Below are 8216 nucleotides of genomic sequence, written 5' to 3' on the forward strand. Positions count from 1 at the left end.
CGAGATGAAAGCGCGGTTTGGCAACACCTCGGTCCCGCGGACCCTCGTTGGCGGCGTGCTGGTCAACGGCGTCAACGAGGCGCAAATCAAAAAGCTGTGCCGCTCATAGAGAGGCCTTAGGACGCCGGCGCCTCGTCGTCCGGTTCCACATAGCGCGGGAAGACGGCTTCGGGTTTCGGCAGCACCGTCCCCGGCGCGAGGCGCGCCTCGGGGCCAAGGCTCGCGAACGCACGCGCGTCGGCCGGAACATTGAGCTGATCGAGTAGCTTCGCTCCGCTTTCCGGCATCACCGCCTGCACCAAGATGGCGGCCTGGCGGACCACTTCCGCCGTCACATAGAGGATCGTCCCCATACGCTCCGGATTGGTCTTCTTGTGCGCCCACGGCTCCTCGCCGGCGAAGTACCGGTTCGCATCGGCGATCAACCCCCAGATGATTTCGAGTGCCCGGTGGATGGCATAGGCATCGATGGCCTCCTCGACCCGCGGCAAGATGGTATCAGCGCTTGCGAGAATGGCCTCGTCAGCGTCGGTGAGCTTGCTCGGGGCCGGCAACGTCCCTTCGCAGTTCTTGGCGATCATGGACAGCGAGCGCTGCGCCAGATTGCCCAGATCGTTGGCGAGGTCGGCGTTGATGCGTTGCACGATGCCGTCGCGGCTGTAATTGCCGTCCTGGCCGAACGGCACCTCGCGCAGCAAGAAATATCGAATCTGATCCACGCCATAATCGCGCGCGAGCACAAACGGGTCGATCACATTGCCGACCGACTTCGACATCTTCTCTCCGCGATTGTAGAGAAAGCCGTGACCGAACACTTGCCGCGGTAGCTCCACCCCGGCCGACATCAAAAACGCCGGCCAATAGACAGCGTGAAAGCGAATGATGTCCTTGCCGACAATGTGCGCGTCGGCCGGCCAATATTTCTTGAAGGAACCGGAGTCCTCGTCGGGAAAACCGACGCCAGTGATGTAGTTCGTCAGCGCATCCACCCACACATACATGATGTGTTTCGGATCGCCGGGAACCGGCACGCCCCAATCGAACGTGGTGCGCGAGATGGAAAGATCCTGAAGCCCGCCCCGCACGAAGCTCTTCACTTCGTTGGCGCGCGTCTCCGGGCCGATGAAGTCCGGATGCGCCTCGTAATGAGCCAACAACTTGTCCTGGAACGACGAGAGCCGGAAGAAATAGCTCTCCTCTTCGACCCATTCGACGGGCGTGCCTTGCGGCGACAGCTTCTGGCCGTCGGGTCCGTCCGTCAGCTCGCTCTCGTCGTAATAAGCTTCGTCGCGCACCGAGTACCATCCGGCGTACTTGCCGAGATAAATGTCGCCCGCCTCTTGCATGCGCCGCCACAGCTCTTGCACCGAACGGGCGTGGCGCTCCTCGCGCGTGGTGATGAAGTCGTCATGGGAGCAGTTGAGCGCCTGCACCATGTCCCGGAACTTCGGCGTGTTGCGGTCGGCCAGCTCCGCCGCGCTAATCCCTTGCGCACGTGCCGTTTGCAGCATCTTGATGCCGTGCTCGTCCGTGCCGGTAAGGAAGTACACGTCCCGCCCCTGCAGGCGCCGGAAACGCGCAAGCGCGTCCGTCGCCACCGCCTCATAGGCGTGGCCAATATGGGGCGCGTCGTTCGGATAAGAGATCGCCGTGGTGATGTAGTAGGGCCGCTGTTCAGCCATGGCCGAGACATAGCCTTGGCCGCCGCCCCCGGCAAGCGCTCACGCTGCGCCCTCGACAGGATGCTCTTGAACGAGCTCTTGGAGCCCGAACCATGTGTTCAGCACGAGGAGGCTGCGATCGAGGTTGAGCGCAAAGGCTTCTGCGCGGGCCTCGAAAATCCTCTCCCAGATATCTGCCCAGGAAGAAAGGTTATCTTTTGACACCAGGGCCTTGGCGAGCTTGTGCTCCGCTTCGCTGGCTCCTTGGCCGGTGGCGCCGGCCCGGATCAGGCGTTCGATCAGTCCGAGTAACAGCGCCAGGTACAGCTCCAGACGCTCCGTATCGCCCGCGCCCGCCAGATGTTCTGCCTGTTTGTGGAGCGCGGCCCCGTCGAGCGCCGGAAGTGCCTCGAAGTTGGCGATGATCTGATCGTAAAGCTCAATGCCCTCTCCCGAGACAAGCTCGAGGGCGCGCCGCACGCTTCCTTGCGCGAGGGTAAGCGCCAGACGGAGCGCTTTTTCGTCGGCCTCCACGCCATCCCGTTCCAGTGCCGCGCGCACCGCAGCACTCAACGGCGCATCTGCCAAGGGCGCGAGACGAAGCGTCCGCGTGCGTGAGCGGATCGTCACCGGAAGACGTCCCTCGGCACTCGACACTAGAAGAAACAGCGTGCGCGGCGGTGGTTCTTCCAGCGCCTTCAGCAACGCATTTGCCGCGTTCTGATTCAGCTCATCGGCACGGTCGACCACGACAACCCGCCAGGTGTCCGCGCCCGCGGTGTTGCCCAGAAAGGCCCGCAAACGGCGCACCTCGTCGACGCCGATCCACTGGGAATAGCGCTTCGACTTCTCGACCCAGGACCGCCGGATGACGAGCAGGTTGGGATGCGCGATCCCTGCTACTTTGCGAAACACCGGATCGTTCGCCGGGACGTCACCGGCCTCGCCATCATCGCCATGGGCCAACACGGTCCGGGCGAAGCGATATGCGAGCGTCGCCTTGCCGATACCTTCGGGCCCGACGAGGAGCAAGGCGTGGTGCATGCGTCCACTGCGCAGTGCAGTTTCGAACTCGGCAATCGCCTCATCATGGCCGAAGACGCGATCCACGTCGCGCGGCGTGGAGAACGGGTCGAGACGGTCAGGCTCCACCGCCGCGCCACGCGCTTGCTCGGCCGCGGCGCTCATCGGCAAACAGTGCTCATCGAACAGTGCTCATGGGTTCAGCCGGCGAAGAACCGCTTCCCAAACATCCTCGGCCACCATGGCCTCTGGCTGGCTCGCATCGACGACAATGCAGCGGCCCGGCTCTTCCTCCGCGATATCGAGGAAGGCGCGGCGAATTCGCTCATGGGTCATCAACTCCTGCCCCTCGAACCGGTCGGGTTCGGCGCCCTCCGCGCGAGCCTGCGCCCGCGCAAGCCCTTCGTCGGCCGGAAGGTCGAGAATAAACGTGACGTCCGGCGACAGCGCGCCAACTGTCAGCTGTTCCAGCGCGTTGATCAATCCGCGCGGCACACCTCCCGTCACGCCCTGGTAGGCGCGCGTGGAATCGACGAACCGATCGCACACCACCCACTTGCCCTCCTGCAGTGACTCCTTGATCGCGGTGTCGACGTGATCGCCGCGCGCTACGGCGAACATGACCGCCTCGGCCAACGGGCCGAATTGCGAAATTTCACCAGCGAGCAGCGCCTCACGGATTTCTTCGGCCGCGGGCGACCCCCCCGGCTCCCGCGTGGCAAAGACCGCGCGCCCGGCACGCGACAGCCTGTTCGCGAGGATCCCGGCTTGGGTCGACTTGCCCGACCCCTCGCCGCCCTCAAAGGTGATGAACCTGCCGATTTCGATGCCGCGTTGCATGTCAGTGGCTAAAGGAGCCAGCCAAAGGCGAGCACAAGAAGGGAGTCGATCCCGCGCATGGCGAAGTTGCTGCTGGCGATGTTCTCACCGGCATAAAGCGGAATCTCATTGGTCGCCGACGATTCCGCGGCGCTGACGCGTAGTGTTGCAATCTGATCGCCTTTGCGAATGGGCGCCTTGATCGGACCATTGTAGATGATTTCGGCGGATACCGCGCCCGTGGCGGACGTGGGCAGCAGCAGATCGATCTCGCCGTCGCCGACCAGCGGGACGTAATGTTTCTCGCCGCCCCACACCAGCGCGTCGCTGACCTTCTGCCCTTCGTCGAAAAGCCGGAACGGCTTGAAGCTCTTGAAGCCCCATTCCAGCATCCTGCGGGACTCCGACTCCCGTTCGTTCTTGTTCTGCAATCCCGTCACCACGAGGATCAGGCGCTGGTCGCCGCGCTTGGCGCTGGACACCAACCCATAACCAGACTCCTTGAGAAAACCAGTCTTCAATCCGTCCACGCCAATATCGGCCCAGACCAATGGATTGCGGTTGCGGAAGGTGAACCTGTCCCGGTACCGGAACTCCTTCTGGGCGAAATAGGGGTAATACTCCGGATAAGTCTCGACGAGATGTTTGGAGAGAACCGCGAGATCCCGCACCGACATCACGTGACCTTCCGCCGGCAATCCGTTCGAGTTCACGAAGTGCGACTGCGTTAGGCCGATCTCCTTTCCGTAGTCGTTCATCATCTTGACGAAGGCTTCTTCGGTTCCCGCAATGCCTTCGGCGAGGATGATGCTTCCGTCATTCGCAGACTGAACGGCAACGCCTTGAAGAAGATCGCTGATGAGGATCGGATCGCCGAGCGGCGCAAACATGGCTGCGGTGCCCGAGGGCGCACCGCCCGTGCGCCAGGCGTACTCGCTGACCACGAAACTATCGTCGAGCTTGATCCGTCCGGCCTTCAATTCGCGGAACACCACGGCAAGCGTCATGAGCTTGCTCATGCTCGCCGGCACGATCTGAGCGTCCGCCTCCTTCTCGAAGAGAACGAGATCGGCGCCCGGATCCATCAAAATCGCGTTCTGCGCCTTGGTTTGAAAACCCTCCGGGGTCTTCTTCTTGGACTGAGCCTGGGCATGGTCCGCCAGCGCCACCGCGCCAAGCACGAGGACGGCGCACAGCGCGGCACTTCTCATTGATCTACGCGTGGTGGGCACGAGCGAAGCAGACTGAATAGAGCTGACAATGAAACACCGCCATCCCGTGGCGGCGGCTTGCGTTCACTATCAAACGCCCGTCGGCAAAAATCAACCGGCTTCGCGCCAACTCTCAGTTCTGCAAGACTATTTTGGCACCGTGATAGCCTGCATCAGTCAACAGCGGCAGCGCGGCCGCCGCCTCGATGGCATCCGCGAACGGCCCCACGCGAACCCGGTAGTAGGTCTCCGCGCCGACCTCGACCGCGCTGACATCGACCTGACCGATCCCCGCAAGCGTGACCATCGCGCGCATTGCGTTGTCTTTGTCCTTAAAAGAGCCCGCCTGGATCGCCGGTCCGCCAAGCGACGTCGCTTGCGGCGGCGCAAGATGCGACGGCTGGGGTATGGCTCCCGTTTCGTCCGGCGCGCCTTCCAGCGCCGCCAAGTCCACTGAAGAGGTCAACGCTTGGCTCGGAGCGTCCGCCGCAAAGCTCGGCGGCGATGCGGTGACGGGACGCCGGTCGGGAAGCGGCGGCAGGGTTTGCGGAAGACTGGCGACAGTGATCGGGTCGCTTACGGACTTCGAGGCGTATTGGCGATAACCGCGCGCGGCCAGATATTTCCGCTCATAGCTGTCGTCGCCACTTAAGGGGGCCCGGCGCAGATAGCGCACGCGCACGGGCGCAGTTCCCTGGCGCTTGAAGCCCAGGACTTCCGCCGAGCGCTGAGACAGATCGATGATGCGGTTCTTCTTGAACGGACCGCGATCGTTCACTCGCACCACGAGGGAACGCCCGTTGCGAAGATTGGTGACATGCGCATAGACCGGCAGCGGCAGCGTGGGGTGCGCCGCGGACAAGCGGTCCATGTCGTAGATCTCTCCGTTGGCGGTGCGGCGACCATGGAACAGCTCGCCATACCAGGAGGCGGTGCCCTTGCGATCGTAGGTCGGATTCTCGTGCGGCGTATAGCGCTGACCTGCGATCTCATAGGACTTGCCGACATGGTAGCGCCCGCCGCCCTTGGGCGCGGATTGGCCAAGCGGAACAACGCGCTCGCCGAGCCCGACGCTCTTGTCCCGGCCGCAAGCCGAGATGGCTAACGCGAGGCTGGCAACGATGGCGGCAGTTAAGGTGCAGCGTGCAAAGATCGCGCAAGGCGAATGTGTGGCGCCGCGCGAAAATGTGCCAGCGCCCACAAAACTCGATGCCCCCCCGGCATTCTGTGCCGGCGTAAGCTGACCCACCCAACGCAACGTTCCGACCCCCGGAAGGGCTTACGAAAAGATACGCCCGGAGAGGCCCTCGTACGCAAAACCAAGCGGACCTCTCCAAAGCGCAAGACCTACTGTCCGCCAAAGCCGGTTAGCAAAGGATGAATTTGGCGCGCTTCTAGTCGCGGATACGTTCCAGACCCCGTGCGGCGACGTCATCGAGCGCGCCGTTGGCATCGAGACGATAAAAATCCAGCGCCCCGAGGTCGTAGCCGAGCTGCGCATCCACGACGTCAGGCGTCGCATCCGAAGCATCGCCGACGCGATCCGCAACCCGCTGCCGCAGCACATCGGCCGGCGCCTCGAGCCAAAGCCCCGTGAACGCCGCGCCGTGCATCTGCGCCAACTCTCGCGCCGCCGCTCGTTCTTCCGGATTGGCGTGAACCGCATCGAGAATCACTGGCCGGCCGGCGGCGAGCGCGAACCCGGCGCGTTTGCGGCAAAGGGCATAGACCTGGTCCGAGACGCCTTGCGTATACGTCTCAGCAGGGAGCCGCGCCTCCGTCGCCACACCGAACATACGCTTACGCTCGATATCGCTGCGCACGATGACCGCACCCGGAAAGCCGCCGAAGTCCGGCGCGATCGCCTTTGCGACCGCCGACTTGCCACTGCCCGACAAACCACCGACCGCCACGAGATGCGCGCGTGTGGGTTCAAGAAAATCGTAAGCGAGGTCGAAATATGCCCGCGCCTCTTCACGCGCGTTCTTAGCGTCGCCCGCGTGCCCCGTTGCCTCACTCCGCAGCATTTCGACCTTGGCGCGAACCATCGCGCGCAACGACAGGAAAAAGGGCAAGGTCGCCAGCCCCAAGAGATTTCCCGTGGGGCTGTTGTCGAGATAGGCGTTGAGCAAAGCGTTGGCATGGCGCGCGAGCCCGCGCTTACCGAGATCCATGAGGAGAAAAGCTAGATCGTACAGCACGTCGATGGTGGCCAGGCGATCATCGAACTCGAGCGCGTCGAACAGTACCGGGCGCCCGTCGATCTCCACGATGTTGCGCAAATGAAGATCGCCATGACAGTGACGCACATAACCGTCTTGCGCCCGACTTTTCAGAAACGGCACAAGCCCTCTGAAGGTGGTGCGCGTGCGCTCAACAAGTTCCGCCGCACGATCGGGAGGAAACAGCGCAGGATTCGCCGCGAGCACCGTCTCATGCTCGGCGATGATGCCTTCAAGCGGAACGACAGCTTGATCCACGGTGAGGCATCGGTCCGCGGCAGCGTGGAACCTGGCGATTTCCCCCGCCAGTGGCGCCATGGCCGCGACTTCCAGGCGACCTTCCGCGGCCATGCGGTCATGGAGCCCACTTTGGGCGAATCGGCGCATGACGAGCACCCATTCGGCGAGGTCGCCTGCGCCCCCTCGCCCAAGCCGGAAATCGCCACCAACCTCGCGCGTTACTGGCACGACCTCAACATAGAGCTGAGGTGCGGTGCGCCGATTCAAGCGGAGCTCGTTGAGGCAGGCTTGATGCCTCTTTTCAAGCGTTGAAAAGTCCAGAAAAGGGTACTTGACCGCCCGTTTCAGCTTATACGCGAAATCTCCGGCCAGAAAGACGTAGGATGCGTGGGTCTCGATACACTCCACGGTTGCAGGCGTAGGGTGGTATGTTTCCGGACGCCCCATGAATCCCAATAGCTTAGCCTGGCTCATACGCCCCCCTGCCATAGTTAACCATAATATGACAATCCCGTGCCCCTGAGGCCACAGAAGCATTGAAAACGCTCGGAAAACACGTGCTTCTACTTGTGGCGAAAAAGTTAACTAGATAACGTTTCATCGGACGGGCGGGTGTTGCGGGATCAACCTGCACAACGCCTCTCAGAAAGGCCGATCGGTCTGGTGGTGAGGTTGTGGAGGACGTTGGCGATCGCCTTTGCGGTTGCCGCTCTGATCATGGGCGGCAGCACGCATGCCTATGCCGCCACCGACGCCGCGCTGGAGATGCGCCGCGAAGCCTTACTTCACCAAATGCTGGCCCGCCCCAACGATCTCGATCTCGCTTTCGAATATGCAAAGCTCTCCACCGAGGCCGGCGACTACGAAGGCGCAATCTCGACGCTGGAGCGCATGCTGATTTATGCCCCCAACACGCCCCGCCTCCAATTCGAACTTGGAATGCTCTACTATCGCCTCGGTGCCTACGACGTTGCCCGCAGTTATTTCGAACAGGTGCTCGTCAATGCCAGCGTGCCAAACCACATCGCCAAGCAGGTGCG

7 protein-coding genes are annotated in these 8216 nt (G+C 62.7%); 1 reads left to right on the forward strand and 6 read right to left on the reverse strand.

The genetic code is table 11. From position 1 onward, the window contains the following. Nucleotides 1-116 precede the first annotated feature (116 nt). From metG to ABY454_RS11565, 6 genes are all read right to left on the reverse strand, one after another. Nucleotides 117-1682 (reverse strand): methionine--tRNA ligase, encoded by a 1566-nt coding sequence (gene metG / locus ABY454_RS11540; protein ID WP_372930824.1) that lies wholly within the window; start codon nucleotides 1680-1682, stop codon nucleotides 117-119. Between the two features lie 39 nt (nucleotides 1683-1721). Continuing rightward, on the reverse strand, nucleotides 1722-2849 hold the full coding sequence (locus tag ABY454_RS11545) for a DNA polymerase III subunit delta' (protein WP_372930825.1): 1128 nt from the start codon (nucleotides 2847-2849) through the stop codon (nucleotides 1722-1724). Nucleotides 2850-2876: 27 nt separating this feature from the next. Then, nucleotides 2877-3524, reverse strand: coding sequence for a dTMP kinase (tmk, locus tag ABY454_RS11550; RefSeq protein ID WP_372930827.1), 648 nt, complete (start codon nucleotides 3522-3524; stop codon nucleotides 2877-2879). 8 nt (nucleotides 3525-3532) lie between these two features. Then, complete coding sequence (locus ABY454_RS11555; protein ID WP_372930829.1) at nucleotides 3533-4714, reverse strand: D-alanyl-D-alanine carboxypeptidase family protein; 1182 nt, start codon at nucleotides 4712-4714, stop codon at nucleotides 3533-3535. 133 nt (nucleotides 4715-4847) lie between these two features. After that, a complete protein-coding gene (locus tag ABY454_RS11560; RefSeq protein WP_372930830.1) occupies nucleotides 4848-5915 on the reverse strand; it encodes a septal ring lytic transglycosylase RlpA family protein in 1068 nt (355 codons plus the stop codon). 193 nt (nucleotides 5916-6108) lie between these two features. Next, nucleotides 6109-7665, reverse strand: coding sequence for an AAA family ATPase (locus tag ABY454_RS11565; protein ID WP_372930832.1), 1557 nt, complete (start codon nucleotides 7663-7665; stop codon nucleotides 6109-6111). A gap of 195 nt (nucleotides 7666-7860) precedes the next feature. On the opposite strand from ABY454_RS11565, the gene ABY454_RS11570 reads away from it, so the two are divergent. Beyond that, on the forward strand, nucleotides 7861-8216 hold a 356-nt coding region (locus ABY454_RS11570), incomplete at its 3' end, for a tetratricopeptide repeat protein (RefSeq protein WP_372930833.1).

It is taken from the genome of Methyloceanibacter sp. (assembly GCF_041573655.1).
Taxonomy (GTDB): domain Bacteria; phylum Pseudomonadota; class Alphaproteobacteria; order Rhizobiales; family Methyloligellaceae; genus Methyloceanibacter.

What these genes read in the sequence shown, in the direction of transcription:
- tmk (WP_372930827.1), bottom strand. Translation starts at nt 3,524, where the DNA reads ATGCAACGCGGCATCGAAATCGGCAGGTTCATCACCTTTGAGGGCGGC.
- metG (WP_372930824.1), bottom strand. Translation starts at nt 1,682, where the DNA reads ATGGCTGAACAGCGGCCCTACTACATCACCACGGCGATCTCTTATCCG.
- ABY454_RS11545 (WP_372930825.1), bottom strand. Translation starts at nt 2,849, where the DNA reads ATGAGCGCCGCGGCCGAGCAAGCGCGTGGCGCGGCGGTGGAGCCTGAC.
- ABY454_RS11565 (WP_372930832.1), bottom strand. Translation starts at nt 7,665, where the DNA reads ATGGCAGGGGGGCGTATGAGCCAGGCTAAGCTATTGGGATTCATGGGG.
- ABY454_RS11555 (WP_372930829.1), bottom strand. Translation starts at nt 4,714, where the DNA reads ATGAGAAGTGCCGCGCTGTGCGCCGTCCTCGTGCTTGGCGCGGTGGCG.